We start from the raw sequence: 25,537 nt of genomic DNA, 5'->3' as shown, positions 1-25,537 counted from the left end.
GGGCCTGAGCCTAGCCCTGGCGGGCCAGGCCGCGCAGCACGTAGTTCAGCACGCCGCCCTGCTTGAAGTACTCGAGCTCGGTCGGCGTATCGATCCGGCAGCGGACCGGGAAGCGGGCGATGCGGCCGTCGCTCGGACGGTACATCTCGACGATCAGCTGCTTGCGGGGCGCGAGCTCCGTCAGGCCGCGGATCGTGACGATCTCCTCGCCGGTCAGGCCGAGCTTGTGCCAGCCTTCCTGGGTGAACTGCAGCGGCAGCACGCCCATGCCGACCAGGTTCGAGCGGTGGATGCGCTCGAAGCTCTCGGCCACCACGGCGCGGACGCCGAGCAGCTTCGTGCCCTTCGCCGCCCAGTCGCGCGACGAGCCGGTGCCGTACTCCTTGCCCGCGAACACCACCAGAGGACGCCCCTCGCCCTGGTAGCGCATGGCGGCGTCGTAGATCGCCATGGTGTCGCCGGACGGGAAGTGCTTGGTCACGCCGCCTTCGATGTCCGGCGTGATCTTGTTGCGGATGCGGATGTTGGCGAAGGTGCCGCGCATCATCACTTCGTGATTGCCGCGGCGCGCGCCGTACGAGTTGAACTCGCTGGTCGGCACCTGGCGCTCACTGAGATAGACGCCCGCCGGCGAGGTCGCCTTGATCGAGCCGGCCGGCGAGATGTGGTCGGTGGTGATCGAGTCGCCGAAGACGCCCAGGATGCGGGCCTCGACGATGTCCGTCACCGGCGCCGGCTCCATCTTCATGTCCTGGAAGTACGGCGGGTTCTGCACATAGGTCGAACCCATGTCCCAGGCGTAGGTCTGGCCGCCGGCGACCTTGATGCCCTGCCAGTTCTTGTCGCCCTTGAAGACGTCGGCGTAGCGGGTCGCGAACATCTTGTTGGTGACGTGCTTGCGCTGCAGGACCGCGATCTCCTCGGACGTCGGCCAGATGTCCTTCAGATAGACCGGCTTGCCGTCCTTGCCCTCGCCCAGCGGTTCGGTCGAGAGATCCTTCAGCATGGTGCCGGCGAGCGCATAGGCCACCACCAGCGGCGGCGAGGCCAGGTAGTTGGCGCGCACGTCCGGGTTCACGCGGCCCTCGAAGTTCCGGTTGCCCGAGAGCACCGAGACGGCGACGAGGTCGTTCTTGCTGATCGCATCCGACACCGGCTCCGGCAGAGGGCCGGAGTTGCCGATGCAGGTGGTGCAGCCGTAGCCCACGAGGTTGAAGCCCAGCGCATCCAGCGATTTCGTCAGGCCGGCGGCCTTCAGGTAGTCGGTGACAACCTGCGAGCCGGGCGCCAGCGAGGTCTTCACCCAGGGCTTCACCTGCAGGCCCTTCTCGACCGCCTTCTTGGCCACCAGGCCGGCGGCGATCAGTACCGAGGGGTTCGAGGTGTTGGTGCACGAGGTGATCGCGGCGATCACCACGTCGCCGTTGCCGATGTCGAAGTTTTCCTTCTCCACGGCAAAGCGCTCGGTCATCTGGTCGGCCTTGCCGAAGTCGCCGGCCAGGGCCGTGCGGAACTCGGCGGCGGCGTCGGTCAGCAGCACGCGGTCCTGCGGGCGCTTCGGGCCCGCCAGCGAGGCGGCGACCGTGCCGAGGTCGAGCTGCAGGCTGTCGGTGAACACCGGATCCGGATCGGTGGGCTCGCGCCAGATCCCCTGTTCCTTGGCGTAGGCCTCCACGAGGGCCACGCGCGCCGGCTCACGGCCGGTGGCGGTCAGGTAGCTGATCGTCGCCTGGGTGACCGGGAAGAAGCCGCAGGTGGCGCCGTATTCCGGAGCCATGTTGGCGATGGTCGCCTGGTCTTCCAGCGTGAGGCTGGCGAGGCCGGGGCCGTAGAACTCGACGAACTTGCCGACCACGCCCTTCTTGCGGAGCATCTGGGTGACGGTGAGCACCAGGTCGGTGGCCGTGGCGCCGTCCGGCAGGACGCCGTCCAGCTTGAAGCCGATGACTTCGGGGATCAGCATCGGGATCGGCTGGCCGAGCATGGCCGCCTCGGCCTCGATGCCGCCCACGCCCCAGCCCAGCACGGCCAGGCCGTTGACCATGGTGGTGTGGCTGTCGGTGCCGACGACGGTGTCCGGATAGGCCACGGTCTGGCCCTCGTCGTCGTTGGTCCAGACGGTCTGGGCCAGGTACTCCAGGTTCACCTGGTGGCAGATGCCGGTGCCAGGCGGCACCACACGGAAGTTGTTGAACGCCGAGGAGCCCCACCGCAGGAAGCGGTAGCGCTCCATGTTCCGCTCGTATTCGCGGTCGACGTTGGCGCCGAACGACTTCGACGTACCGAAGTAGTCGACCATCACCGAGTGGTCGATCACCAGATCGACCGGGTTCAGCGGATTGATCTTCTCGGGGTTGGCGCCGAGGCTGGTCATGGCGTCGCGCATGGCGGCCAGGTCGACGACCGCCGGCACGCCGGTGAAGTCCTGCATCAGCACGCGGGCCGGGCGGAAGCTGATCTCGTGCTCGACGGCGCCCTTGTTCTCGATCCAGGCGGCGACCGCCTTGAGGTCCTCCGGCGTGACGGTGTCGCCGTCCTCGTTCCTGAGCAGGTTCTCGAGAAGCACCTTCATCGAGATCGGCAGGCGCGAGACGCCCGAAAGTCCCGCTTCCTCAGCGGCGCGGAGGCTGTAGTAAGCGTAGGTCTTGTCACCCACCACGAGCTCGCGGCGGGTTTTCAGGCTGTCCACTGACGCCATGTTGGGAGATCCTCTCTCTGTTCCCGGCCGCTCCACGTCAGTCCCAAGGATCGCGCGACTTTAGAGGCGGACTCACAGGTTCCGTCTCCGCGCGGCGTACGTCCCCCAGGTCGACGGCGGCCGTGGGCTACATATTCCGAACCGGGCCCAGCGTCCATGCGGCGGAGCCCTGCGAGTGATTCGCAACTTGACGCTGAAAACACTGGCGATCCGGCGCGGCGGACGCCTTCTGTTCGAGGGCGTCGACCTCGTCCTCGAGGCCGGCCAGGCCTGTGCGCTGACCGGCGCCAATGGGGTGGGCAAGACCAGCCTGCTGCGCTGCGTCGCCGGCCTGGTGCGCGCGGAGGCCGGCGAGGTGGGTTTCGGCGGGCTCGACCCATCCGAGGCGCGCGGCGCCGGCCTGCATTTCGTCGGCCACCACGACGGGCTGAAGCCGGCGCGGACCGCCCGCGAAGAGCTGGCCTTCTGGACCCGCTGGTGCGGCGGAACCGATCCCACGCCGGCCGCGGAGGCGCTGGAGCTTGCGCCGCTGCTCGACCTGGAGGTTCGCCGGCTGTCGGCGGGACAGCGCCGGCGCGTGGCGCTCGCGCGCCTCCTGGCGGCCCCCGGGCGCTCTGGCTGCTCGATGAGCCGCTCAGCCCGCTGGACGCCCGCTGGCGCGTCCGGTTCGGCGAGATCATGCAGGGCCACCTCGACGGCGGCGGGTTGATCCTGGCGGCGGTGCACGACCCGCTGCCGATCCGCGCGCTCAGCCTGGAGCTCGCGCCATGAGCCGCCTGGCCGGGCTGCTGGCCCGTGAGACGACGCTGGCCTGGGGCCGCGGCGGCGGCCCGCTGGTGGCCGTGGGCTTCTACATCGGCGTCGCCACCCTCCTGCCGCTGGCCTCGGGTCCGGAGCCCGAGCGGCTGGCGGCCATCGCGCCTGGGCTCGCCTGGGTGGCGCTGGCCCTGGCCTCGCTGCTCTCCCTCGAACGGCTCTTCGAGCGCGACTACGAGGACGGGGCCCTGGACCTGCTCGTGCTGTCCGAGACGCCGCTGGAGTTGACCTGCGCCGCCAAATGCCTGGGGCAGTGGCTGGCGACCGGCGCGCCGCTCGCCCTGGCCGCGCCGGTGGCGGCGATCGCGCTGGGCGCCAGCCCGGCGCTGGCGCCGCTGATCGTCGCCTGCGCCCTGCTGGGCGGCCTGGCCTTCGCCTTCGTGGGCGGGATCGGGGCGGCGCTCAGCCTGGGCGCCCGGCGGGGCGGGCTGCTGACCGCGGTGATCGTCCTGCCACTTTTCACCCCGCCGGTGATCTTCGGCGGCGGGGCGCTGGACGCCTTCGCCGGCGGACTGCCCTGGCAGGCGGGCTTCGCCCTGCTCGGCGCCTACGCCCTGGCGGCCGTCGCCCTGGGCCCGATCGCCATGGCGGCGGCCTGCCGCAATGCGCTGTCCTAGTCGGCAGACGGACGGGTCAGCGGCTTCGGGTACCAGAGCGCGTTGACGATCACCCAGCGGTCGCCGAAGCGGCCCAGGTGGAAGTAGTCCACGAACCAGGGCGTCTCCACCCGGGCGACCGCGGCGTTACCCGCCACGTCCAGCACCTTCACCGAGCGGTTCCACTGCGCCTTCGGCGTCTTCAGCACGCCCTGGCGGGTCAGGTCGACCAGCTCCTCCTTGGTCATCCGGCGCAGGCCGAGCGGCTCGTCGGGGTCGCCGAGCTCCACCGCCCGCTTGGCGAGGTCCGGGTGGAGCGAGCGCGCCACCCGGGCGGCGTCGCCTTCGAGCTGGCCGTCCACATAGTCGTAGGCCACCGCCTCGATCGCCCTGGCGGTGGCGGGGTCGATGGCGGCCGGCGCGGCGCCGGCGGCGGCCTGCAGGGTGACGGCGGCGAGGAGCGCGCTCAGCATCAGAGATCTCCGGAAATCTGCGGCTGCGCCGTAACCACGCCCCCGCCGGCTCGCGCAAGGGCGTTCGGCGAACATGAACAAAGCTTCACGGAGAACGGCGCCGTTTCGCCCATTTTCGGCGTGAGCTTCCGGCTAGCTTCACTGTTCAGCTTGCCCGGAGGACGGCATGTCACGAATGACCAAGCCTGTGCTGGCGGCCGCCCTGGCCGCGCTCTTCGCCGGCGGCGCGCTGGCCCAGACGCCGGACGCCGCGATCCGCCAGGCCCAGGAGGACGCCCGCAAGGCCCAGAGCGAAGCGCGCGACGCCCAGTCCAGGGCGCACCAGGCCCGGCAGCACGCCGAGCGCACCCGCGAACGCGTCCACCGCATGGTCGTCCAGCGCCTGGGCGACGAGGGCGACCGGACGGAGCACCTGCGCAACATCCTGCAGCTGCGGCCCAACCAGGAAGCCGCCCTGAAGACCTACGTCGAGGCGCTGAAGCCGAAGCCCGTGGTCAGGCGCTTCGACGCCGAGACCGAGAGCAGGAAGACGACTACCCAGCGCCTCGCCGAGATGGAGCAGCGCATCGCCGAGCGGGAGGCCGCCAGCCGCGCCCGCATCCAGGCGACGCGCGCCTTCTACGGCCAACTCGACGACAAGCAGAAGAAGGCCTTCGACGAGCTGCCCCTAATGATGGGGCCTGACCACTTCGGGCCGGGCCCGATGCGAACCATCCACTTCATGCATGACACACCGCACGGCGACCACGGCGTCTTCCGCGGGATGCCGGCCGAGATTATGCCGCCAGCGCCTCCCGCGCCGCCTGTGCCCCCGGCCCCGCCGGCGCCGCCGGCGGGCGTCTAGAGCGCCTTGCGGGTCGGGCGTCAGGGCTCTAAGCGAAAGCGATGCTCCCGGCGCCCGCCTTCCTGGCGAACCCTGAACGGTTCATGGCCTTCTCGCGGTGGGCCGCGCCGCTGTTCGGCGCGCTCGCCGTCGTCCTGGCGACGGCCGGACTCTGGCTGACGTTCCAGGTCCCGGAGGACTACCAGCAGGGCGACACCGTCCGCATCCTGTTCATCCACGCCCCGGCGGCCCAGCTCGGCCTCTTCGTCTACGCCTGCCTGGGGGTCGCCAGCTTCCTGGCCCTGGTCTTCCGCCATGTCCTGGCCGACGCCGCCGCCCGCGCCGCCGCGCCGCTGGGCGCGGCCTTCACCCTGCTCGCGCTCGTCACCGGCTCGCTCTGGGGCCAGCCCATGTGGGGGACCTGGTGGGTCTGGGACGCGCGCCTGACCTCGGTGCTGATCCTTTTCCTGTTCTATGTGGCCTACATGGCGCTGCGCGCCTCGCTGGACGACGAGGCCAAGGCGGCCCGGGCGGGGGCGATCCTGGCGATGGTCGGGCTGATCAACCTGCCGATCGTCTATTTCTCGGTGGAGTGGTGGAACACTCTGCATCAGGGCTCCTCCACCTTCGCCGGCGAGGGCAAGGGGCTGGCGCCCGTCTATCGCCCGCCGTTCTACCTGATGAGCCTCGCCTACATGTCGGCCTTTGGCTCGCTCTGGCTCGTGCGGATCCGCGGCGAGGTCTGGCGCCGCCGCGCCGAGGCCGCGGCGCTCCGCGCGGCGCGGGCGTAAGGGACCTCGATGCTCGACCTCGACGCCAGCCCCTACGCCGCCTTCGTCTGGCCGGCCTTCGCGATCACCGCCCTCGTCTTCGCCTGGATGGTGGCGAGTTCGCTGGCCCACGCGCGCCGCTGGAAGCGCAAGGCCCTCGAAGGCGACCGCCAGAGGAGCGAACGGACGTGAGCCGCTGGCTCGCCCTGCTGCCGCTGCTGGTGCTGGTCGCCATGGGCGGCCTCTTCGGGCTCTACGCGCTGAACCGCAATCCGCAGGTGCAGCCCGAGGCCATGGTCGGCAAGCCCGTGCCCAACCTCACCCTGCCAACGCTGGCCGAGGGCCAGCCGCTGCCGTTGCGCGAGGCCGCCGCCGAGGGGCCGATGCTGGTCAACTTCTTCGCCTCCTGGTGCGCCCCCTGCGAGATCGAGCATCCGGTGCTGATGGAGATGAAGCAGGACAAGGTCCGCTTGGTCGGCGTGGCCTACAAGGACGCGCCGCAGAACACCCAGGCCTTCCTGACCCGGCTGGGCGACCCCTTCTCCGAGATCCTGGTGGACCGCGACGGCCGCGCCGGCATCGAGTTCGGCGTCACCGGCGTGCCCGAGACCTATGTGGTCGGCCGGGACGGCACCATCCTGGCCAAGCACACCGGCCCTCTGACCATCGAGGCGGCCCGCAGGCTCGCCGCCCAGGCCAGGTAGGCCGGGACAACTCGTCGCACCCTTCCTGTCCGCCCCCGGAACATGGTCAACGCCTCGTTAACCATGAACGACGAGCCTCGACGGGTGAATCCGATCCGACCTCTTGGCGTTGCGCCCACGCCGCAGCCGGCTCCCGCGCAGCGCACCGACGCCGGGCGGATGGCGGGCCAGCGGGCCTTCTTCGACATGATCGCCGGCAAGGCGCCGGCCGCGGCCGCGGCGGCGACTGCTGCCCCGGCGACGCCGGCCGCCGTCACCCCGGCGACGCGCAGCGCGGCGGCCCCGGCCGAAGCCCCGGCCAAGATCCTGCGGCCCGGCTCGCTCCTCGACATTCGGATCTAGGCGAACAGACCGCCCTGTTAGGGTTATCAAAAAATGGCCTCATTTGAATCGGGAACGGCTCGCCCCTAACGCGAGTTACGGGCGCCGATGGCCAATGAAGCGACCCAGAGGGACGACCAGGTCCAAGCCGAGGCCGCCGCGCTGTGGCGCGCGCTGTTCGGTGAGCCGCCGCCCATTCAGGCGGACGGCGTGACGATGCTGGACGTCATCATGAAGAGCCTGCCCGAGGTGGCCTATGACCGGCTGGCCTCGCCGCACCTGCGGCCGGCGCAGATCGCGCGGCCCCGGAACGGCCTCCAGGCGCCGTAGCGGCTCAGCCCGCCTTCTTCTTCCGCTTCTCGGGCGCAGCCTTTGCGGGCTTCGCCGCCTTGATCGGCTTGGCGGCCTTGGTCGGCTTCGCGGGGTTTCGGGCGGTGGCGGCGGGAGCCTGGACGCTGGCCTGAGCCTTGAGCAGGTCCTTGAGCAGGGCCACCAGCGCCGTGCGCCGGCCGCCCCCCGCGATCAGCTTCAGCAGCTTGGCGTCAGCCTCGGCCATCTTCGGCTTGGCGTCCTCGAGCGTGGCGCGGCCCAGGTCGGTCAGCCGCACCGTGTTGGCCCGGGCGTCCGACGCGGAACGCTCGCGGGCCAGCAGGCCTTTGCGGATCATCCGGGCGGCCATGTCGGCCAGCGTCGACCGGTCGATGCCGGTGATCCGGACGAGATCCGTCTGGGTGGCGCCCTCGTGGTCCGCCGCCGCGGCCAGGACGGCGTACTGCCGCTGGGTCACGCCGTCGGGTCCGAAGACCTCCGCATAGATATCCACCGCCACCTGCTGGGCGCGATGGAGGAGATGACTGGGCGACCGCTCCAGCGCAGCGACGCCCTTCGTTGATGACTTCGATTTTGCCATGGAGACCCAACAAGACGCCCGCGAGGTGTAACGCCGTTATACGAGAATTTGAGTCGGGTGCACGACGTAAATATCCCTAGGTCGGAGGTTATTCTGACGGAGGCGGCGGCAGATCCTCGACCTTCATGTAGCGCATCAGCAGGGGCGTTTGTGTCAGGGCGAAGGCGACCGTGAGCCCCGTCAGTCCGAAGGACCGGAACGCCACCCATGTGGATTCCGCCTGGGTCCGCCACACCACCTCGTTCAGCGCCGCCAAGGCCCAGTAGAAAAGACCGAAGCGGAACATCAGCTTGCGCCACACCTCGTCGGGCAGGGCGATCGTCTGGCCCAGGATGGCCTTCAGCGGATTCTTGCGCAGCAGCAGGCCGCCCATCAGGACGGCGCCCAGGGCGAAGTTCAGGACGGTCGGCTTGACCTTCATGATCCGGGGATCGTCGAAGAGGAGCGTCAGCCCGCCGAAGATCGCGCCCATCAGGCCGACGAACAGCGGCAGAGGCGCGAGCCTGCGCTCGACGATCGCGCCCACCGCCAGGGCCACGACGGAGGTGATCACAATGGCGGCGGTGGCCTTCATGAAATCGCGCCCGAAGCCGAAATAGACCACGGCGAACGCGATCGGCGCGGAGTAGTCCACGAACCAGCGGACCCACTTGCGGCGGCTTTCAGCGCTCATTGGGCGGCCTCCGAGAGCCCGACCAGCGAGCGGGCGAACGCCCGCGCGTCGAACGGCTGGAGATCATCGATCCCCTCGCCGACGCCGACCAGCTTGATGGGGCTGTCCGACGCCTGGGCGACCGGAACCAGAACCCCGCCGCGGGCCGTGCCGTCGAGCTTGGTCATGACGATGCCGGAGACGCCGATCTGGTTGCCGAAGATGTTTTCCTGGGCGAGCGCATTGCGGCCGACCGTGGCGTCGAGGACCAGCAGGGTCTCGTGCGGCGCCTCCGGGTCGACCTTCTTCACCACCCGGATGATCTTCAGGAGTTCGTCCATCAGTCCCTGCTTGTTCTGCAGCCGCCCGGCGGTGTCGATGAGGACAACGTCGTAGCCCTCGGCCTTCGCCCGCTCGACGGCGTCATAGGCGAGGCCGGCCGCGTCCGAGCCCGTGGGCCGACCCATGAAATCGGCGCCCGAGCGCTCGGCCCACACCTTGAGCTGCTCGACGGCCGCGGCCCGGAAGGTGTCGCCTGCCACCACCAGCACCTTGGCCCCGCGCGCCCTGAGGTCGGAGGCGATCTTTCCGAGGGTCGTGGTCTTGCCCGAGCCGTTCACCCCGATGAACAGCACGATGTAGGGCCGCGGGCCCTGCAATGGATCGAAGTGGCCCTGGCGGGTGGCCAGCTCGTCGCCGATCGCCTGGGCGAGCGCCTCCTTGATCTCCTCCTCGGAGACCGCCTTGCCGAACTTCTCGTCCGAGAAGCGTTGGGTGATGCGCGCCGCCGAGTGGGGACCGAGGTCCGCTTCGATCAGCATCTCTTCCAGCTCATCGAGCTTGGCCTGGTCGAGGGGCGTCCGCTGGACGAAGACCTGGGTGATCTGGTCGCCCATCTGCTTGGACGAGCGGGAAAGGCCGTCGGTGAGCCGCTGGAACCAGCCGCGTTTGGGTTCTGCCATGGGGCGGCTTCTAGCCGGAGGCTTGCGGCCCGTCACCTCTGACCGCAGAAGAGGCCGATGGACCGGCTGGGGCTCACCCTCGTCATTCTCGACTATGCCGCGGTCGCGGTGTTCGCCGCGTCCGGCGCCCTGGCCGCTGCGCGGCGGCGGCACGACATCGTCACCTTCGGCTTCTTCGCGTCGATCACCGGGGTAGGCGGCGGCACGCTCCGCGACCTGCTGATCGGCGCGCCGGTCTTCTGGGTCGGGAAGCCGAGCTACATCCTCGTCTGCCTGGCCGCCGCGGCGGCCGTGTGGGCGTTCGGACCCGGCGCGCGACGGGAAGCCTCACTCCTCTGGCTCGATGCGCTGGGGATGGCCGCCTACTCGGTGGTCGGCGCGCTCAAAGCGCTGTCCCTGGGCATCCCGCCCTTCTCTTCCGTGCTGATGGGCGTGCTGACCGCGACGTTCGGGGGCGTGCTGCGCGACGTCGTCGCCGAGGAGCCCTCGGTGCTCCTGCGCCGGGAGCTCTACGTCACGCCCGCCCTGCTCGGCGCGACCAGCTTCGTCCTGCTCCGGTGGATCGAGGCGCCGGTGATGGTCGCGGGCCTGGCCGGATTCCTGGCGGCCTTCGCGCTGCGCGGCGCGGCGATCGTCTTCAACCTCAGCCTGCCGCCGTTCGGCGGCCGTGCGCCGCCGGCCTAGCGGTCCTCGCCCCCGTCCTGGCGGGAGGCCACGGCCGCGAACTCCTCGGACGCCTCGCGGCCCGCCTTGCTCTTCCAGTGGGCGAGCTCGCCCAGGCGATCCACGAAGGCCAGCTTCTCGGGCCAGACGAGCTGGGTGGTCGGCGGAGCGGCCTCCGGCTCGTCCAGCGTGCCGATCATCACCCCACCCTGGCCGTGAGATTCGAAGGTCAGAGGCGTGCCACAGGCCGCGCAGAAGCCGCGCTTCACGTCCTTCGAACTGGCGAAGTAGCTGGGCTGACCGCGCGTCCAGGTGAGACCGGGCGTGTCCACATAGGGACCGAAGAAGCCGCCGGTCGCCTTCTGGCACATCCGGCAGTGGCAGATGCTGGACGCGCCCAGGCTCTCGGCGGCGTAGCGCACCGCCCCGCACTGGCATCCGCCGGTGACGCTCATTCCGCAGCCTCCAGGACTGGGATGCGCGCGAGCGCCCGCTGGCCGTCGTGGCCTGTGACCTCAAGCGCCACCACGCCGCCGACCGGCGCCTCGCCCGCGAACGCGATCTCCGTGAAGTCCTCGGCGCGCGCGACGCCGGGCCGTTCGACCAGGGCCGGCAGCGTGCGGCCGACCTGGCGGTCCAGGTGGCGGACGAGCGCCGCGGCGCCGGCGGCGCGCAGGCGCGCGGCGCGGTCCTTCACCACCGGTCGGGCAAGCTGCGGCATCCGGGCGGCGGGAGTCCCGGGCCTCGGGCTGAAGGGGAAGACGTGCAGGAAAGCGAGGTCCGCGTCCTCGACCAGCCTGAGCGTGTTCTCGAACATCTCGTCGGTCTCTGTCGGGAAGCCGGCGATCAGGTCGGCGCCGAAGGCGGTCTGGGGGCGCACGGCGCGGACCTCGGCGACGAGCTTCAGCGCGTCGGCGCGGCTGTGGCGGCGCTTCATGCGCTTCAGGATCATGTCGTCGCCGGCCTGCAGCGAGAGGTGCAGGTAGGGCATGAGCCTGGGTTCCTCGGCGAGGCAGCGGAGCAGGTCCGGGTCGATCTCCGCGGCGTCGATGGAGGAGAGCCTGAGCCTCGGCAGCTCCGGCACGAGCTTCAGGATCCGCACGACGAGCTGGCCCAGCGTCGGCTGCCCGGGCAGATCCGCCCCCCAGCTCGTCATGTCGACGCCGGTCAGGACAACCTCCTGGTAGCCCTGGGCGGCCAGGACGCGGACCTGCTCGACCACCTGGCCCGCCGCCGCCGACCGGGAGTTCCCGCGGCCATAGGGAATGACGCAGAAGGTGCAGCGGTGATCGCAGCCGTTCTGGACCTCCACATAGGCCCGGGCGCGGTCCTTCAGTCCGTCGATCAGGTGACCTGCGGTCTCGCGGACGCTCATGATGTCGTTGACCCGCACCCGCATGGGTTCGACGCCGCCCGACAGGTCCTGCGGGGCATAGGCGCCGGCCTGGCTCTTCTCGGCGTTGCCGAGCACGAGGTCGACCTCGGGCATGGCGGCGAAGGCGCCCGGATCGATCTGGGCCGCGCAGCCGGTGACGATCAGCTTCGCGCCGGGCCGTTCGCGCCGGGCCTTGCGGATCGCCTGGCGGGCCTGGCGCACGGCCTCGCCGGTCACCGCGCAGGTGTTGAACACCACCGCGTCGGCGAGCCCGTCATCGGCCGCCCGCTTGCGGATGACCTCGCTCTCGTAGGCGTTCAGGCGGCAGCCGAACGTGACGATGTCGACGTCCTTCACCATCCGAGCACCACCCAGGCCACATGGGCCATCAGGGCGAGGACGCCCAGGAAGTTGAGCGTGAAGACCATCCCGCGCAGCCGGACATTATCGGTGAGCGTCTGCACCGCCGAGTGGATCACCCGGCCGGCGAGGAAGAGCCAGGCCGCGGCCACGTCGAAGGCGTTCACCTCGCCGCGCCACAGCAGGAACAGGACCGCGAAGTACGCAAAGAGCGGCGCCTCGAACTGGTTGCCGAGGTTGCGGGCGATCCGCGCCGCGGCCGGTGGATCCCCGTCGACTCGCGCGAAGGCGTCGTAGGCGACCTGCCCGGAACGCACCGCCGCCGCCCGCGCCACGGTGAGCGCGGCATAGAGCGCCAGCACGAGGGCGAAGTGCAGCAGGAAGGGGGTGACGAGCGCCGTCTGGAGCGCGGTCACGGCAGCTCCCCGCGAAATCCACGGCGGCCGGGCCGGTCATGATTACATGGCCGTCGTCGCGCCATTCGACGAACAGCTCGCCGCCGTCCAGCTCGAGCGTCGCGGCGCGGTCGGTGAGATCGCGGCGGGCCGCGGCCACGAGGGCCGCGCAGGCGCCGGTGCCGCAGGCCTTGGTGAGGCCCGCGCCGCGTTCCCAGACCCGCAGCCGGATGCGGTCGCGGCCCCGGATCTCGGCGAAGCCGACGTTGACGTGCTCGGGGAACAGCGGATGGATCTCGACCGCCGGGCCGGCCTCGCGCACCGGCGCCTGCTCGGCGTCGGGGACGAAGAACACCACGTGCGGGTTGCCCATGGAGACGCAGCCCGGCGGGGCCATCAGGTCGGCGTGGTCGAAGAGGGCGACGGCCAGCTCCCGCGTGTCGTGCTCGGCCGCCAGCGGGATCTCGGTCCAGTCCAGGCCCGGCTCACCCATGTCGACACTGACCAGCCGCTCGCCGGCGCGGCGGGCGAAGAGCCGACCCGCCTTGGTCTCGATCACCGCCTCGTCCCGGCCGGTGGACTGCATCAGCAGCCAGCCGACGCAGCGCGTGCCGTTGCCACAGGCGGAGACCTCCTCGCCATCGGCGTTCCAGAAGCGCACGCGGGCGTCGACGCCGTCTTCCCCGGGCTCAATGGCGATGAGCTGGTCGCAGCCGACACCGGCTGCCCGATCGGCGATCGCGCGCACTTCCTCCGCCGTGGGGGCGAAGGGCGCGGAGCGGGCCTCGACCACGACGAAGTCGTTGCCGAGGCCGTTCATCTTGAGGAACAGACGGGTCATCAGGGGGCGCTATATAGGCGAAGACGGCCTCGCGCGCACGTCGGGCGAGACAGGGCCGTTCGCGGCTGGCTATGAAACCGGCATGAAATCCCTCGCCGCCGCGCTCCTCGCGCTCGCCGTCGCACTTCCCGCCGTCGCTCAGGACACCGACCCCTTTCTCTGGCTCGAGGACATCGACGCGCCGCGCTCGATGCAATGGGTCGAGGGCCAGAACGCCAAGTCCGCCGCCCGGCTGGAGAAGGACCCGCGCTACGAGACCTTCCTGAGCGAGGCCCGCGCCATCTTCACCGCCCAGGACCGCATTCCGGTCCCGCGCTTCCGGGCCGGCGGCATCGACAACCTGTGGCAGGACGCCAGCCATCCGAACGGGATCTGGCGCCATACGACGCTCGCCAGCTATCGCACCGCCTCCCCTGCCTGGGAGACGATCATCGACGTGGACGCGCTCGCCAAGGCGGAGGGCAAGCGCTGGTTCTACAAGGGCGCGGGCTGCCTGAAGCCGGCGGAAACCACCTGCCTCGTCCGGCTGTCCAACGGCGGCGGGGACGCCGTCGAGATCCGAGAGTTCGACACCACGACCAAGCGCTTCGTGGACGGCGGTTTCCGCTTTGCCGAGGGCAAGCAGTACGTGGAGTGGCTCGACCGCGACACCCTGATCGTCGGCCGGGAATGGACGCCGGGCGAGCTCACCGAGTCCGGCTATCCCATGGTGCTGAAGACGGTCTCGCGGTCGGGCTCCGTCAAGGAGGTGTTCCGCGGCCAGAAGACCGACGTGTGGGCGCAGCCGACCGTCCTGCGTGGCGAAGGCGGCCGGACCGACGGGGTGATCATCCAGCGCGGCCTTTCCTTCTACGAGAGCGAGTACGGCCTGCTGACCGATGCGGGCCTGAAGCCGATCGCGCTACCGAAGCTCGCCCAGCTCCAGGACTATGTGGACGGCCAGGTGGTCTTCACCCTGCAGGAGGCCTGGGGCGGCTTCCAGCCGGGCGCGCTGATCGCCTACGACCTGGCGGCCCTGAAGGCGGGGACCGCGAAGCCGCAGCTCGTCTTCCAGCCGGGTCCGCGCCAGGCGATCCAGCAGGTGGCCGCAACCGACGGCCGACTCGTCGTCGTACTCCTGGAGGACGTGAAGGGCGCCGTCGACGTGTGGGATTTCGCGGACGGCCGCTGGACCTCTAAGCGCCTGCCGCTGCCCAGGGACGCCAACATCACCCTCGTGGACACGGCGGCGAAGGACGACAGCCTGTTCGTCAATGTGGAGAGCTTCCTGGAGCCCAACAGCCTGTGGCTCGCCGATGGGGCGGCCGGGACGGCGTCGCGGCTCAAGGCCCTTCCCTCGCGCTTCGACGCGAAGACCCACGTGGTGGAGCAGTTCTGGGCCACGTCATCCGACGGCGCGAAGATCCCCTATTTCGTCGTGCGGCCGAAGGCGGCGAAGCTGGAGGGCGAGATTCCGACGCTGATGTACGGCTACGGCGGCTTCGAGGTCGCCAAGCCGCCGATCTACATGCCCGAGGCCGGCAAGCTCTGGATGGAGCGCGGCGGCGCCTACGTCATCGCCAACATCCGTGGCGGCGGCGAGTTCGGCCCGGCCTGGCACCAGAGCGTGCTCCGCGAGAAACGCCAGCTCGCCTTCGACGACTTCGCCGCCGTGGCCAAGGACCTGTTCGCCCGCAAGATCACCTCGGCCCGCCGGCTCGGCATCTACGGCCGGTCGAACGGCGGCGTGCTGACCAGCGTCGCCATGACCCAGCATCCGGAGCTCTGGAACGCCGTCGTCATCGAGAGCCCGCTGATCGACATGCTGCGCTACCACAAGCTCTCGGCCGGCGCGTCGTGGGTGGGCGAGTACGGGAATCCGGACGTGGCGGACGACCGCGCGTTCATCGCGAAATATTCGGGCTACCAGAACCTGAAGCCCGGCGTGCGCTATCCCGAGGCCTACATCACCACCAACACCCGCGACGACCGGGTGCATCCGGGCCATGCGCGGAAGTTCGCCGCGCGGCTGGAGCAGCTGGGCGTTCCCTACCTCTACTACGAGCAGACCTTCGGCGGTCACGCCAACGACGCCGACCCCGAGCTGAACGCGCAGCGGTGGGCCCGGCACTACGTCTACCTGGCCCAGAAGCTGATGGACTGACGCTAGGCGGCGGCCTCGGCGCCGCCGCTCTCCGCGTCCGCCAGCACCGCCTCGATGGTCGCCACGAGCTGGGGAAGCTGGATCGGCTTGGGCGAGAGCGCGTCCATGCCGGCCTCGGTGTATTCCGACACCTGGTGGGCCATGGCGTTGGCGGTCAGGGCGACGATGGGCGTGCGGGCGAGCCCCTCTTCGGCCTCGATCCGGCGGATCTCGCGCGTCGCGGTGACGCCGTCCATCTCCGGCATCTGGACGTCCATCAGGATCAGGTCCCAGCGCCCCGTCCGCCAGACCTCCACCGCCTCGCGGCCGTTCTCCACGAAGCTGACGGCAAGGCCGACCTGCTCCAGCAGGGTCTTCAGGACGAGCCGGTTGGTGGCGTTGTCCTCGGCGGCGAGGATGCGCAGGTCGCCTTCGGAGGTCTCGGCCGGCGCGACCGGCCTGGGCGCGGGCGCGCTCGCCGGCGCGGCGGGGGCCGGCGCGAGCTCCGGCGCGCGGTCCACCGCGGCCGGCGCCAGGCGCAGGCGGGCGGTGAAGGTCGAGCCGTGGCCCACGGCGGAATGCACCGTGATGTCGCCGCCCATCATCCGCGCGAGGCCACGGGCGATGGAGAGGCCCAGCCCGGAGCCGCCGTAGCGCCGGGCGTTCGAGGCGTCGGCCTGGGTGAACCGCTCGAAGAGGGTCGAGAGCACGTCCGGCGCGATGCCAGGCCCGGTGTCGGCCACCTCGACCACGAGCTCGTCGCCGCTGGCCGTGACCCGGGCGGTCACCCGCCCGGTCTCGGTGAACTTCACCGCATTGCTCATCAGGTTGTAGATCACCTGGCGGACCCGCATGGGGTCCCCGTGGCGCACGCCCTTGGCGTCGCTGGCCACCCAGACCTTCACGCCGACGCCCTTGGCCTCGGCGATGGGGGCGAAGGTCGCCTGGGCTTGGCTGGCGAGCTCAGCGATGTCGACCAGACCGTCCTCCAGCTCCAGCTTGGCGGCCTCGATCTTCGAGAGGTCGAGCAGGTCGTTCAGCAGGGTCAGCAGCACCTCGCCCGACTGGCGCACGACCCCCAGCCGCTCGCGCTGGTCGGGATCGAGCCGGCCGGCCTCCATGGCCTGGGCCATGCCCAGCACGCCGTTGAGCGGCGTACGGATCTCATGGGACATCACCGCCAGGAAGTCGCTCTTGGCGCGGTTGGCCCGCTCGGCCCGCAAGCGCTCGGTCTTGGACGCCCGGAGCGCACGCCGCAGTTCACGCTCGCTCGCCTCCCATTTCCGGACGGCGACCACCAGGTGCGCGACGAAGAGGATGATGCCCAACGTCAGGAACAGCATGCCGCCGAGGGAGGCGGTCGGCTCCAGGAACCAGGTCAGGATCGGCAACGACAGCACGGCGACGGTCACCGGCAGCACCCCGACCAGGACGAAGAGCATGGAGACGTTGCCGAGGACGGCGACGTTCAGGACGCCGCCCAGAAGGATCACCAGCGCCGCGAGGCGTCCCGCCTCGCCGCCCATGAACCAGCACCATGGCGCGATGGCCGCGAAGATGATCCCGTTCAGCGCCTGGGTCGCGAGATAGGCGACCTCCCGGGCCCTCGACGGCGGCTGCCCGGCGTCTCGCCGGTATGGGGCGGCGACGAGGTGATGCAGGAGCTGGCTTCCCACGTTCAGCGCCCACCAGACCGCAGGCCAGAAGCTCTCGGTCACATAGGCCGCCCCGCAGGCGATCACGACGGCGAAGACCATGCGGCCCGGAAGCTCGCGGGCCCTGGCGAGGGCCAGCTGGTGGTAGGGGTTATTCAAGAGGTTGTCCGGCTCAGGCGGCCGCCTCACCGGCGGCGGCCTCACCCGAGGCCAGCACCGACTGCAGGGTCGCGAGCAGGTTCGGAAGCTGGATCGGCTTCGGCGAGAGCCCGTCCATGCCGGCGGCGGTGTATTCCGCTACCTGGTGCGCCATGGCGTTGGCGGTCAGGGCGATGATCGGCGTGCGCGGGAGGCCCTGCTCCGCCTCGGCCCGGCGGATCTCGCGGGTGGCGGTGACGCCGTCCATCTCCGGCATCTGGATATCCATCAGGATCACGTCCCAGCGCGAGGCGCGCCAGGCGTCCACCGCCTCGCGGCCGTTCTCCACGAAGGTGGCCGAAAGGCCCATCTGCTCCAGCAGGGTCTTGAGCACGAGCCGGTTGGTGGCGTTGTCCTCGGCGGCCAGGATGCGCAGCTCCCCGCCGGCTTCCTCACCGGGCGAGGCGTCGGCGGGGACCGCCGCGACCGGCGCCGCCGCGGCCTCGGGCGCCGGCGCGGCCGGACGCTGCTCGCCGCTCGGCGGCAGGCGCATACGGGCGGTGAACGTGGAGCCATGACCCAGGGCGGAATGGACGCTGATGTCGCCGCCCATCAGCCGCGCCAGACCGCGGGCGATCGAGAGGCCGAGACCCGACCCGCCGTAGCGCCGGGCGTTGGAGGCGTCGGCCTGGGTGAAGCGTTCGAAGAGCGTCGAGACCACCTCCGGCGCGATGCCCGGGCCGGTGTCGGCGACCTCGATCACCACCTCGTCGCCCGTGGAGGTGACGCGCGCCGTGATCCGGCCGCTTTCGGTGAACTTCACGGCATTGCCGATCAGGTTGAACAGGATCTGGCGCACCCGCATGGGGTCGCCCTGGCGCAGGTCCTTGGCGGCGTCGGCCACCCAGACCTTCATGGAGACGCCCTTCGCCGCGGCCAGCGGCGCGAAAGCCGCCTGGGCGTGCGAGGCGATCTCGGGCAGGTCGACCAGCCCCTTCTCGAGGTCCAGCTTGGCGGCCTCGATCTTGGAGATGTCCAGCAGGTCGTTCAGGAGGGTGAGCAGCACCTCGCCCGACTGGCGGACCACCTCCAGCCGTTCGGCCTGGCGCTCGGGCAGCTCCTCGGCCGCCATGGCCTGGGCCATGCCCAGCACGCCGTTCAGCGGCGTGCGGATCTCGTGGGACATCACCGTCAGGAATTCGCTCTTCGCCTGGTTGGCCTGCTCGGCCCGCAGGCGCTCCTGCTTGGCGAGCTTCAGGGCCACGTTGAGGTCGAGCGAAGCTTTCCCGTTGCGCCGGACCGCGACGGCCAGATGGATCAGGTAGAGCAGGCCCCCGATCATCACGAAGGCCATGCCGAGCGGATTGGCGGTCGCTTCGAACAGGATCGAGAGCAGCGGCAGGATCACGAGATAGGCCGCGTGCGGCAGGCAGCCGGCGAGCATCAGCTTCGGCGAGGACTGCGCCTGCAGGGCGACGTTCAGCAGGCCGCCGATGGGAATGAGGATGGCGAACAGGTGGCCTTCCAGGCCGCCCACGAGCCAGCAGAGCACCGAGATCGACGAATAGACCGCCGTGTTCAGGGCGAAGGTCGCGAGGTAGGCCACCTCGCGGCCGCGGGTCTGCACATAGACCTCGTTGCGCCGCATGGGCGCGGCCAGCCAGTGGTCGAGGAACTGGACCGCGACCACGGCGGCGAACCAGAGCACAGGCCAGAGGGTGCGCGTGACCGCCCACACCGCGAGCGCGATGATCAGCCCGTAGACGATCCGGCTCCACAGCTCGTTCGCCCGGGTTATGGCGAGCTTGTGATGACTCGTGCTGACCGGCATTCTGCCCCCCAGAATGGGTAGGATGCCTGCCGCCGGTTAAGACAACGCTGATGCAGCTAGGTTTTTTCCGGCTGCGCGTTGCGGAGCACGTCGGCGAGCAGCCGGCCCTCGACGGCGCGGTTCGATCCCGCCCGCCAGGCGATGACGATCTCGCGGCTCGGGTGGTCGGCGTCGATCGGCCGGACGGCCACCGGCGCGGCGTCGGCGAGGCCGGCGTTGACCGCCATCCTCGGCAGGAAGGTCACGCCGAGGCCCGAGCCCACCATCTGAACCAGGGTCGGTAGCGAGGTGGCCGCGAAGGACTCCTCGTCGGACGCCTTGGGCGGCTTCAGCCCGCAGGCCGACAGGGCGTGCTCGCGCAGGCAGTGGCCGTCCTCCAGCAGGATCAGCCCTTCCTTCTCCAGCGCCTCGGGGGTGGCGGACGTCTGGCGGGCCAGCGGGTGGCCCTTCGGCATGGCGGCGAGCAGCTCGTCGTCGGCCACATGGGCCCACTGCAGCCCGGCCATGTCGTAGGGGAGCGCGATCAGGGCGGCGTCGAGCTGGCCCGCCTTCAGGGAGGCGATCAGGCGGTGCGTCAGGTCTTCGCGCAGGAAGAGCCGGAGCTTCGGGAAGCGTTCACGCAGCGCCGGCAGCGCGGTCGGCAGCAGGAACGGGGCGATGGTCGGGATGACGCCCAGCCGGAACCGGCCGGTCAGGGGCTGGCCGACGTTCTGGGCCGCCTCGACCAGTTCCTCGGCCTCGTTGAGGATGACGGTGGCCCGGCGCAGCGCCTCTTCGCCCACCGCCGTCAGGATCACGCCGGAGCGGGCGCGGTCGACGACGGCCGCTCCGAGCGTGCGTTCCAGTTCCTGGATGCCGGCCGACAGGGTCGGCTGGGTGACATGCGCGGCTTCGGCCGCCCGGCCGAAGCTGCCCTGCTCGGCGAGGAGCTTGAGGTACTGCAGCTGGCGGAGCGTCGGAAGCATGACGCATAGATAGGCCCGCTCTATGTGAATCTCAAAGCCAATCGATTGGCCCTAGGCGGGGGCCGACCCTATCTCCCCTTCGTCGCGCAGGCCCTGCCCTCCCGTCTGTCCTGCGAGACCATCCTGAAGCGCCCACCAGCCCGGGTCTTCAGGCGTCCGGGAGGAGCCCCCTCCCCCCCCAACACTCCTCCCGGACACCCTTTCGCCGGAGCGGAGGCGTCGAACGTCCGCTGAGGGTGGTTAGCCGTCGTTCGTAGCCCACGCGGATCTACGGATCGTTCCTCCCTGCGCTGCGCTTAGGGGAAATGGTCCAGTTCAACATGTGGACGCTGCGCCTACTGGGCTGGGCGGCCCTCGCCAACGCAATCTTGCAGGTCGTTAATGGCAAGCTCGCGTTCGCGGCAGTTGCGGTCGGCATGGCAGGGCTTGCGCTCTCCATCGGCTATCGAGTTGAACGGGTCTTTGGCATCCGTCTGCCATGGGTGCGCCGCCTCCCATCCGATGACGATTAAGCAGTTTTGACGTCCGCAAGGGTCGGGAGCTGACATTGGCCTACCGCCCATCACGCGACATCCGTCTCCGCGCCCATTTCTGCCCTTAAGTCCATGGTCAGACGCGAGCCTGCGGGCCCAGGCGTGGCAAGGACTGTTCTCCTGAGGAGAGGGGCGCAGGGCGGCTGGGCCGAAGGTTGGCGCGAAGGGGTCCAAGACGGCGGCCGCGCGGTCGGCCTGAACCGCCCTCTCACAGCCTCTCCCATGACGCTGCCGCGCCTGGGAGAGGGGCCGGTCGGGGCTACTCCGGCTTGCCGGTCTCGGCGTAGCGGCCGAGGCGGGTGAGGGCTTCGCGCATCACGGCGTCGACGCCGGCGGCGAAGGCCTTGGGCATGCCCGGGCGGGCGCCGCCGACCGCGTAGGTCTGGACGATCTCGACGCCGTCGCCCTTCGGCTTGATCTCGAACGTGAGCGCCGCCGACACGCCCTCCTGCTGCAGGGGGCCAAGCGCGGCGTCGAGGCGGAGCGTGCCCTGCGAGGGCCAGGCCATGACCACGCGGCCGTGCTCGATGCCCCCGCCGTCGGGCAGGGTCTCGCAGAAGCAGCCGCCGGCCTTCAGCTCGAGGCGGAGGTTGGACGCCTGGCCCGAATAGCTGTGCGCGCCGTTCCACCAGCGGCCGATCTCGCCGAGCGCGGCATAGGCCTTCTGGGGCGTCGTCTTCGACTGGACGACGTTGCGGAGCTGGAAGCTGGTGTCGTCCTGGCGGACCACCTCGGCGCGCGCGGCGCCGGCGAGCGTCAACGCGGCGCAGGCCGCCAGCGCGATCCTCATGGAAACCTCCCCTAAGCCTGTTCGAAGCTTAGCGGCCCTCCCCAGAAGGTCTCAACCAGGCTGTGCTGGGCGCCCGGCTGGCCGGTCGTCAGGAAGCGACGGACGGCGCCGCTTCCGGCCGCGAACTCCGGATGTCGCTCGAAGTAGCGGGCGAGCGCGTCGGCGGTGGCGTCCGGCTGGTGGATCAGTGGCGTCCCCGGCGGCAGGGCCTCGCGGAACAGGTCGGCGACGATCTCGTAGTGGGTGCAGCCGAGGATCGCCCGGTCGGGCCAGCGGCCGATCCGCGACTTCAGCGCCTGGGCGTGCCGGCCGATCACCTCGCGAAGCTCGTCGCGTGAGGCGCCGGCCTCGATCATCCGCGCCAGTTCCGGGCAGGGCTCGGAGAAGACCGCGACGTCCTGCCGGCGCTTGTCGACCTCGATCTCATAGACGCGGCTGGCGGCTGTGGCCGGCGTCGAGAAGACGCCGACGATGTCCAGCTTCTCGACCTTGTCGCCGCGCCGCTCGGCCTCGTGCTCCCACGGCAGGCCGGTGGCCGCCTCGATGGTCGGGACGACGATGCCCAGCACGTTCACCGGCCGGCCGATCTCGCGGCGGAAGCCGGGCAGCCAGGTCTGCTGCAGCCGGCGCAGCGCCACGCTGGCGGCGGTGTTGCAGGCCAGGACCACGAGGTTGCAGCCCTCGGCGAACAGCCGCTCGCAGCCGGCCCTGGTCAGGGCGACGATCTCCTCGCCCGGTTTGCCGCCGTAGGGCGCGTTGGCCTGGTCGGCGAGATAGACGAAGTCCGCGGCGGGGAACCGCTCCACGAGCTTGTGGTGGACGGTCAGGCCGCCCACCCCGGAGTCGAACACGCCGATGGCCATGCCGATGGTGTTAGTAGCGGCGGTGAATCGCCGCCAGTCCGGTTTTTCGGAATGACAGTTGCGTCAGTTTGACAACTGTGTCATCCGGACGCCGTTTTCACGGGAAGGGCGAGTCGGATGGGCTATTCGTCGCGGCGGAGCCAGTCGGAGGCGGTGGCGGGCGCGTTCGCCCGCAGCGCGGTCACGGACCGCATGAGCCGCCTGCGCGCCGAGGCGTCGGGCGGCGAGGACCTGGACCTGCTCACGGCCATGGCGCTGTGTCGCGCCACGGTTCGCGCGCTGATGAGCATCTCCGCCCTGTCGCACCACGAAATGGTCACGGCGCTGGAGCATGAGATCGCCGCGCACGAGAAGCAGGACGAGCCGAACGCCCGCGTCGTCGCCCAGATGCTGAAGCTGCACCTGAAGGAGCACGCCTGACCGGCCGCAAGCCGATGCAGGTGAACCTTGCCGCCCGGGCCGCCGCGGCGGAGGCGAAGCGCGCCCAGACGCGGGACCGGCTGCTGGCCGCCGCCGAGCGGGTGATCGCCGAGAAGGGCGTGGACGCCGCCTCCATCGAGGACTTCGTGGCCGCGGCCGGCGTCTCCCGCGGCACCTTCTACAACTACTTCCCCTCGCTCGCGGACCTGGTCGCGGCGCTCAACCAGAGCATTGCCGCCAGCATGGGCCACCTGCTCGACGCCCTCCCGTTCGACGAGGATCCGGCCCGGGACCTGGCGCGTCGGCTGCACCTCGGCTTCGCCATGGCGATCCGCGATCCGGTGCGCGGCTGGGTGCTGCTGCGGCTGATCCCGGCGGGCGCGGCGCGGCAGTCGCTGATGGAGGAGCGCTTCATGGCGGCCTTTGCGCGCTGCGTGGAGCGGGGCCGGTTCCGCGCCTGCGACCCGCGCGCCGCCTCGACCCTCACCTTCGGCATGCTCCGCATGGCCCAGCGCGACATGTTGGTGGGCTCCACCCAGCCCGAGAAGGCGATCGAGCTCATCGCCATGCTGTTCGTGGCCTTCGGCCTCGATCCGGAGGACGCCGCAGCGATCAGCGCCGCCGCGGCGGAAGGCGCCTACGACACCGCCGCGACGTAACATTACCTTCCTGTCATGTGACGTTCAGGGCGGGCCTGCCTAAGGTCCCGGCGACTTTGCGATTTTCGCCCTGGAGAGCCCATGCGCCGGCGCACGTTCCTTGCCGCTTCCACCGCCCTCGCCGCCACGTCCGCCCTGCCGGCCGGCGTGCTGGCCCAGTCCACGAGCCCGCTGCTCGCCCCCTGGACCGGCCCGTTCGGCGGCGTGCCGGCCTTCGACAAGGTGAAGGTCGCCGACTTCAAGCCGGCGCTGGAGGCCGCCATGGCCCAGGAGCTGGCCGAGGTGGACGCCATCGCCAATAACCCGGCGGCCCCGACCTTCGAGAACACCATCGCCGCGCTGGAGGCCACCGGCCGGGCCGGCGACCGGGTCTCGACCTACTACGGCATCTGGAGCGACACGCTGTCGACGCCCGAGGTGCGGGCCGTGGAGAAGGAGATGGAGCCGAAGCTCGCCGCCCACGCCGACAGGATCCTGCAGAACGCCAGGCTCTTCCAGCGCATCGACGCGGTCTATCAGCACCGCGAGCACACGGGGCTGACGCCCGAGCAGAAGCGGGTCACCGAGCTGCGCTGGAACGCCTTCGTCCGCGCCGGCGCGCGGCTCAATCCGGAGCAGAAGGCCCGCGTCGCCCAGATCAACACCGAACTGGCCGGCCTCTTCACCACCTTCAACCAGAACCTGCTGCACGACGAGGACGCCTATGTCCTCTACCTGAAGGCGGCCGACCTCGAGGGCCTGCCCGCCGACGTGCGCGCCGCCGCCGCCTCGGTGGCCAAGGACCGTGGCAAGCCCGGCGAGTACGGCATCGCCAACACCCGCTCGTCGGTGGACCCGTTCCTCACCTACTCGGCCCGCCGCGACCTGCGCGAGAAGGTCTGGAAGACCTTCTACAGCCGCGGCGACAACGGCGACGCCCACGACAACAACGCGGTCATCAAGCGCATCCTCAAGCTCCGGGTGGAGCGGGCGAGGATCCTCGGCTTCCCGACCCATGCCCACTGGCGGCTGGCCAACAACTCCATGGCCGAGACGCCCGACGCCGCCATGGCGCTGATGATGCGGGTCTGGCCGTCGGCCACCGCGCGCGTCCGCGAGGAGGTGGCCGAGATGCAGGCCATCGCCGACAGGGAAGGAGCGAAGATCAAGATCGCGCCCTGGGACTACCGCTACTACGCCGAGAAGGTCCGCAAGGCGCGCTACGACCTCGATATGAACGAGGCCAAGCCCTACCTGCAGCTCGACAAGCTCCGCGAGGGCATGTTCTGGGCCTCGGGCGAGCTCTACGGCTTCTCGTTCCACCCGGTGACCGGCGTGCCGGTGCAGCATCCCGACGTGACGGTCTGGGAGGTGAAGCGCGGGCCTGAGCACATCGGCCTCTGGTACTTCGATCCCTACGCCCGCCAGGGCAAGCGCTCGGGCGCCTGGATGAACGCCTATCGGGGCCAGGAGACCTTCCAGGGGAAGGTCACCACGATCGTCTCGAACAACTCGAACTTCGTGAAGGGCGCGCCCGGCGAGGCGGTGCTGATCTCCTGGGACGACGCCCAGACCATGTTCCACGAGTTCGGCCACGCCCTGCACGGCCTGAACTCGGCGGTGACCTATCCGTCGGTCGCCGGCACGCGGGTGTTCCGCGATTACGTGGAGTTCCCGAGCCAGGTGAACGAGAGCTGGCTGCCGACGCCGCAGGTGCTGAACCGCTTCGCCCTGCACCATCAGACCGGCAAGCCGATCCCCGCCGACCTGGTCGCCAAGATCGAGAAGGCGTCGACCTTCCGCCAGGGCTTCGACGTCACCGAGTACTTGGCCTCGGCCATGATCGACATGAAGTTGCACCTGGCCGGCGACGCCGACATCGACCCGGACGCCTTCGAGCGCGAGGAGCTGAAGAAGCTCGGCATGCCGGACGAGCTGCCGATGCGCCACCGAACCCCGCAGTTCGGGCACATCTTCTCGTCCGACGGCTACTCGGCTGGCTACTACTCCTACCTGTGGTCCGAGGTGATCGCGCTGGACGCCGTCGAGGCGTTCAAGGAGGCGCCCGGCGGCCTCTACGACAAGGCCGTCGCCAGGAAGCTGCACGACGAGGTCATGTCGAAGGGCAACTCCGTCCACCCGCGCGAGCAGTACCGCGCCTTCCGCGGCCGCGACCCGGACGTGAAGGCCTACCTGCGCGACAAGGGCTTCCCGACGACCTAG

At 70.4% G+C, this 25,537-nt stretch carries 26 protein-coding genes and 2 pseudogenes; 14 read left to right on the top strand and 14 right to left on the bottom strand.

Annotated features, from left to right (window positions below; genetic code table 11):
- Positions 1-10: 10 nt before the first annotated feature.
- Positions 11-2,698 carry an aconitate hydratase AcnA gene (acnA, locus tag LRS04_RS07635; RefSeq protein ID WP_257815848.1) on the bottom strand — a complete coding sequence of 896 codons (2,688 nt, stop codon included), beginning with the start codon at positions 2,696-2,698 and terminating at the stop codon, positions 11-13.
- Between the two features lie 175 nt (positions 2,699-2,873).
- Here acnA and ccmA point away from each other — a divergent pair.
- A pseudogene (gene ccmA / locus LRS04_RS07630) lies at positions 2,874-3,469 on the top strand (heme ABC exporter ATP-binding protein CcmA).
- A complete protein-coding gene (gene ccmB / locus LRS04_RS07625; RefSeq protein ID WP_257815847.1) occupies positions 3,466-4,131 on the top strand; it encodes a heme exporter protein CcmB in 666 nt (221 codons plus the stop codon). Before ccmA ends, ccmB begins: the two are co-directional and overlap by 4 nt.
- Here the strand turns inward: ccmB and LRS04_RS07620 are convergent.
- The gene (locus tag LRS04_RS07620; RefSeq protein ID WP_257815846.1) at positions 4,128-4,583 is read right to left on the bottom strand and encodes a nuclear transport factor 2 family protein; all 456 of its coding nucleotides are present in this window, start codon (positions 4,581-4,583) and stop codon (positions 4,128-4,130) included. The two genes, ccmB and LRS04_RS07620, sit on opposite strands and share 4 nt — an antisense overlap.
- Positions 4,584-4,749: 166 nt before the next feature.
- Between LRS04_RS07620 and LRS04_RS07615 the strand changes: the two genes are divergently transcribed.
- The 6 genes from LRS04_RS07615 (at position 4,750) to LRS04_RS07590 (ending at position 7,531) form a co-directional block, all read left to right on the top strand.
- Positions 4,750-5,427: a Spy/CpxP family protein refolding chaperone gene (locus LRS04_RS07615; protein WP_257815845.1), complete on the top strand. Its 678-nt coding sequence runs from the start codon at positions 4,750-4,752 to the stop codon at positions 5,425-5,427.
- A 41-nt stretch (positions 5,428-5,468) separates the two neighbouring features.
- Positions 5,469-6,197 carry a heme ABC transporter permease CcmC gene (gene ccmC / locus LRS04_RS07610; RefSeq protein ID WP_257815844.1) on the top strand — a complete coding sequence of 243 codons (729 nt, stop codon included), beginning with the start codon at positions 5,469-5,471 and terminating at the stop codon, positions 6,195-6,197.
- Between the two features lie 9 nt (positions 6,198-6,206).
- The gene (ccmD, locus tag LRS04_RS07605; protein WP_257815843.1) at positions 6,207-6,368 is read left to right on the top strand and encodes a heme exporter protein CcmD; all 162 of its coding nucleotides are present in this window, start codon (positions 6,207-6,209) and stop codon (positions 6,366-6,368) included.
- Positions 6,365-6,880 (top strand): DsbE family thiol:disulfide interchange protein, encoded by a 516-nt coding sequence (locus tag LRS04_RS07600; protein WP_257815842.1) that lies wholly within the window; start codon positions 6,365-6,367, stop codon positions 6,878-6,880. Before ccmD ends, LRS04_RS07600 begins: the two co-directional genes overlap by 4 nt.
- A gap of 63 nt (positions 6,881-6,943) precedes the next feature.
- Positions 6,944-7,222, top strand: coding sequence for a hypothetical protein (locus LRS04_RS07595; RefSeq protein WP_257815841.1), 279 nt, complete (start codon positions 6,944-6,946; stop codon positions 7,220-7,222).
- 87 nt (positions 7,223-7,309) lie between these two features.
- Positions 7,310-7,531 carry a hypothetical protein gene (locus tag LRS04_RS07590; protein WP_257815839.1) on the top strand — a complete coding sequence of 74 codons (222 nt, stop codon included), beginning with the start codon at positions 7,310-7,312 and terminating at the stop codon, positions 7,529-7,531.
- A 4-nt stretch (positions 7,532-7,535) separates the two neighbouring features.
- Here the strand turns inward: LRS04_RS07590 and LRS04_RS07585 are convergent, their stop codons facing one another.
- From LRS04_RS07585 to ftsY, 3 genes are all read right to left on the bottom strand, one after another.
- On the bottom strand, positions 7,536-8,024 hold the full coding sequence (locus LRS04_RS07585) for a MarR family winged helix-turn-helix transcriptional regulator (protein WP_374575023.1): 489 nt from the start codon (positions 8,022-8,024) through the stop codon (positions 7,536-7,538).
- A gap of 175 nt (positions 8,025-8,199) precedes the next feature.
- A complete protein-coding gene (locus LRS04_RS07580; RefSeq protein WP_257815837.1) occupies positions 8,200-8,784 on the bottom strand; it encodes an inner membrane-spanning protein YciB in 585 nt (194 codons plus the stop codon).
- Positions 8,781-9,725 (bottom strand): signal recognition particle-docking protein FtsY, encoded by a 945-nt coding sequence (gene ftsY, locus LRS04_RS07575; RefSeq protein WP_257815836.1) that lies wholly within the window; start codon positions 9,723-9,725, stop codon positions 8,781-8,783. Before ftsY ends, LRS04_RS07580 begins: the two co-directional genes overlap by 4 nt.
- 57 nt (positions 9,726-9,782) lie before the next feature.
- Here ftsY and LRS04_RS07570 point away from each other — a divergent pair, with 57 nt between their 5' ends.
- Positions 9,783-10,409 (top strand): trimeric intracellular cation channel family protein, encoded by a 627-nt coding sequence (locus tag LRS04_RS07570; RefSeq protein WP_257815835.1) that lies wholly within the window; start codon positions 9,783-9,785, stop codon positions 10,407-10,409.
- Here the strand turns inward: LRS04_RS07570 and LRS04_RS07565 are convergent.
- The 4 genes and pseudogenes from LRS04_RS07565 to dapF form a co-directional block, all read right to left on the bottom strand.
- On the bottom strand, positions 10,406-10,843 hold the full coding sequence (locus tag LRS04_RS07565) for a GFA family protein (RefSeq protein WP_257815834.1): 438 nt from the start codon (positions 10,841-10,843) through the stop codon (positions 10,406-10,408). The genes LRS04_RS07570 and LRS04_RS07565 overlap by 4 nt on opposite strands.
- Positions 10,840-12,123, bottom strand: a complete 1,284-nt coding sequence (gene mtaB, locus LRS04_RS07560; protein ID WP_374575016.1) for a tRNA (N(6)-L-threonylcarbamoyladenosine(37)-C(2))-methylthiotransferase MtaB — start codon at positions 12,121-12,123, stop codon at positions 10,840-10,842. Before mtaB ends, LRS04_RS07565 begins: the two co-directional genes overlap by 4 nt.
- Positions 12,117-12,539 (bottom strand): MAPEG family protein, encoded by a 423-nt coding sequence (locus tag LRS04_RS07555; protein WP_257815833.1) that lies wholly within the window; start codon positions 12,537-12,539, stop codon positions 12,117-12,119. The genes mtaB and LRS04_RS07555 overlap by 7 nt, the downstream gene beginning before the upstream one ends.
- Before the next feature lie 7 nt (positions 12,540-12,546).
- Positions 12,547-13,359: pseudogene (gene dapF, locus LRS04_RS07550) on the bottom strand (diaminopimelate epimerase); the annotation flags it as partial.
- Positions 13,360-13,441: 82 nt separating this feature from the next.
- Between dapF and LRS04_RS07545 the strand changes: the two are divergent.
- A complete protein-coding gene (locus LRS04_RS07545) occupies positions 13,442-15,502 on the top strand; it encodes a prolyl oligopeptidase family protein (protein ID WP_257815832.1) in 2,061 nt (686 codons plus the stop codon).
- 2 nt (positions 15,503-15,504) lie between these two features.
- Here the strand turns inward: LRS04_RS07545 and LRS04_RS07540 are convergent, their stop codons facing one another.
- From LRS04_RS07540 to LRS04_RS07530, 3 genes are read right to left on the bottom strand one after another with little or no spacing between them, the layout of a single operon-like run.
- Positions 15,505-17,325 (bottom strand): ATP-binding protein, encoded by a 1,821-nt coding sequence (locus LRS04_RS07540; protein WP_257815831.1) that lies wholly within the window; start codon positions 17,323-17,325, stop codon positions 15,505-15,507.
- Complete coding sequence (locus LRS04_RS07535) at positions 17,309-19,105, bottom strand: ATP-binding protein (protein WP_257815830.1); 1,797 nt, start codon at positions 19,103-19,105, stop codon at positions 17,309-17,311. The genes LRS04_RS07540 and LRS04_RS07535 overlap by 17 nt, the downstream gene beginning before the upstream one ends.
- 56 nt (positions 19,106-19,161) lie before the next feature.
- Positions 19,162-20,070: a hydrogen peroxide-inducible genes activator gene (locus tag LRS04_RS07530; protein WP_257815829.1), complete on the bottom strand. Its 909-nt coding sequence runs from the start codon at positions 20,068-20,070 to the stop codon at positions 19,162-19,164.
- Positions 20,071-20,375: 305 nt separating this feature from the next.
- On the opposite strand from LRS04_RS07530, the gene LRS04_RS07525 reads away from it, so the two are divergent.
- Positions 20,376-20,582: a hypothetical protein gene (locus tag LRS04_RS07525; RefSeq protein WP_257815828.1), complete on the top strand. Its 207-nt coding sequence runs from the start codon at positions 20,376-20,378 to the stop codon at positions 20,580-20,582.
- A 280-nt stretch (positions 20,583-20,862) separates the two neighbouring features.
- On the opposite strand, the gene LRS04_RS07520 is transcribed toward LRS04_RS07525, so the two are convergent.
- Together LRS04_RS07520 and LRS04_RS07515 are read right to left on the bottom strand one after the other, a co-directional pair.
- Positions 20,863-21,393, bottom strand: a complete 531-nt coding sequence (locus LRS04_RS07520) for an ATPase (RefSeq protein WP_257815827.1) — start codon at positions 21,391-21,393, stop codon at positions 20,863-20,865.
- Between the two features lie 11 nt (positions 21,394-21,404).
- Entirely contained in the window at positions 21,405-22,256 is an 852-nt protein-coding gene (locus LRS04_RS07515; protein WP_257815826.1) for a glutamate racemase, read from the bottom strand.
- A 117-nt stretch (positions 22,257-22,373) separates the two neighbouring features.
- Here LRS04_RS07515 and LRS04_RS07510 point away from each other — a divergent pair, with 117 nt between their 5' ends.
- From LRS04_RS07510 to LRS04_RS07500, 3 genes are all read left to right on the top strand, one after another.
- The gene (locus LRS04_RS07510) at positions 22,374-22,676 is read left to right on the top strand and encodes a hypothetical protein (protein WP_257815825.1); all 303 of its coding nucleotides are present in this window, start codon (positions 22,374-22,376) and stop codon (positions 22,674-22,676) included.
- Between the two features lie 14 nt (positions 22,677-22,690).
- Complete coding sequence (locus LRS04_RS07505) at positions 22,691-23,335, top strand: TetR/AcrR family transcriptional regulator (protein ID WP_257815824.1); 645 nt, start codon at positions 22,691-22,693, stop codon at positions 23,333-23,335.
- 81 nt (positions 23,336-23,416) lie between these two features.
- Positions 23,417-25,537 carry a M3 family metallopeptidase gene (locus LRS04_RS07500; RefSeq protein WP_257815823.1) on the top strand — a complete coding sequence of 707 codons (2,121 nt, stop codon included), beginning with the start codon at positions 23,417-23,419 and terminating at the stop codon, positions 25,535-25,537.

This window comes from Phenylobacterium sp. J367, from assembly GCF_024699985.1.
GTDB lineage: Bacteria > Pseudomonadota > Alphaproteobacteria > Caulobacterales > Caulobacteraceae > Phenylobacterium.
This window is presented reverse-complemented; position numbering and strand designations above follow the sequence as displayed.

Excerpts from the sequence above, each read along its gene's own strand:
- ccmD (WP_257815843.1), top strand. The coding sequence starts at position 6,207 with ATGCTCGACCTCGACGCCAGCCCCTACGCCGCCTTCGTCTGGCCGGCC.
- ccmB (WP_257815847.1), top strand. The coding sequence starts at position 3,466 with ATGAGCCGCCTGGCCGGGCTGCTGGCCCGTGAGACGACGCTGGCCTGG.
- ccmC (WP_257815844.1), top strand. The coding sequence starts at position 5,469 with ATGCTCCCGGCGCCCGCCTTCCTGGCGAACCCTGAACGGTTCATGGCC.
- LRS04_RS07520 (WP_257815827.1), bottom strand. The coding sequence starts at position 21,393 with ATGAGGATCGCGCTGGCGGCCTGCGCCGCGTTGACGCTCGCCGGCGCC.
- LRS04_RS07570 (WP_257815835.1), top strand. The coding sequence starts at position 9,783 with ATGGACCGGCTGGGGCTCACCCTCGTCATTCTCGACTATGCCGCGGTC.
- LRS04_RS07510 (WP_257815825.1), top strand. The coding sequence starts at position 22,374 with ATGGGCTATTCGTCGCGGCGGAGCCAGTCGGAGGCGGTGGCGGGCGCG.
- LRS04_RS07535 (WP_257815830.1), bottom strand. The coding sequence starts at position 19,105 with ATGCCGGTCAGCACGAGTCATCACAAGCTCGCCATAACCCGGGCGAAC.
- LRS04_RS07615 (WP_257815845.1), top strand. The coding sequence starts at position 4,750 with ATGTCACGAATGACCAAGCCTGTGCTGGCGGCCGCCCTGGCCGCGCTC.
- LRS04_RS07580 (WP_257815837.1), bottom strand. The coding sequence starts at position 8,784 with ATGAGCGCTGAAAGCCGCCGCAAGTGGGTCCGCTGGTTCGTGGACTAC.
- LRS04_RS07505 (WP_257815824.1), top strand. The coding sequence starts at position 22,691 with ATGCAGGTGAACCTTGCCGCCCGGGCCGCCGCGGCGGAGGCGAAGCGC.
- LRS04_RS07530 (WP_257815829.1), bottom strand. The coding sequence starts at position 20,070 with ATGCTTCCGACGCTCCGCCAGCTGCAGTACCTCAAGCTCCTCGCCGAG.
- LRS04_RS07545 (WP_257815832.1), top strand. The coding sequence starts at position 13,442 with ATGAAATCCCTCGCCGCCGCGCTCCTCGCGCTCGCCGTCGCACTTCCC.
- LRS04_RS07515 (WP_257815826.1), bottom strand. The coding sequence starts at position 22,256 with ATGGCCATCGGCGTGTTCGACTCCGGGGTGGGCGGCCTGACCGTCCAC.
- LRS04_RS07525 (WP_257815828.1), top strand. The coding sequence starts at position 20,376 with ATGGTCCAGTTCAACATGTGGACGCTGCGCCTACTGGGCTGGGCGGCC.
- acnA (WP_257815848.1), bottom strand. The coding sequence starts at position 2,698 with ATGGCGTCAGTGGACAGCCTGAAAACCCGCCGCGAGCTCGTGGTGGGT.
- LRS04_RS07620 (WP_257815846.1), bottom strand. The coding sequence starts at position 4,583 with ATGCTGAGCGCGCTCCTCGCCGCCGTCACCCTGCAGGCCGCCGCCGGC.
- LRS04_RS07590 (WP_257815839.1), top strand. The coding sequence starts at position 7,310 with ATGGCCAATGAAGCGACCCAGAGGGACGACCAGGTCCAAGCCGAGGCC.
- LRS04_RS07565 (WP_257815834.1), bottom strand. The coding sequence starts at position 10,843 with ATGAGCGTCACCGGCGGATGCCAGTGCGGGGCGGTGCGCTACGCCGCC.
- ftsY (WP_257815836.1), bottom strand. The coding sequence starts at position 9,725 with ATGGCAGAACCCAAACGCGGCTGGTTCCAGCGGCTCACCGACGGCCTT.
- mtaB (WP_374575016.1), bottom strand. The coding sequence starts at position 12,123 with ATGGTGAAGGACGTCGACATCGTCACGTTCGGCTGCCGCCTGAACGCC.
- LRS04_RS07595 (WP_257815841.1), top strand. The coding sequence starts at position 6,944 with ATGAACGACGAGCCTCGACGGGTGAATCCGATCCGACCTCTTGGCGTT.
- LRS04_RS07500 (WP_257815823.1), top strand. The coding sequence starts at position 23,417 with ATGCGCCGGCGCACGTTCCTTGCCGCTTCCACCGCCCTCGCCGCCACG.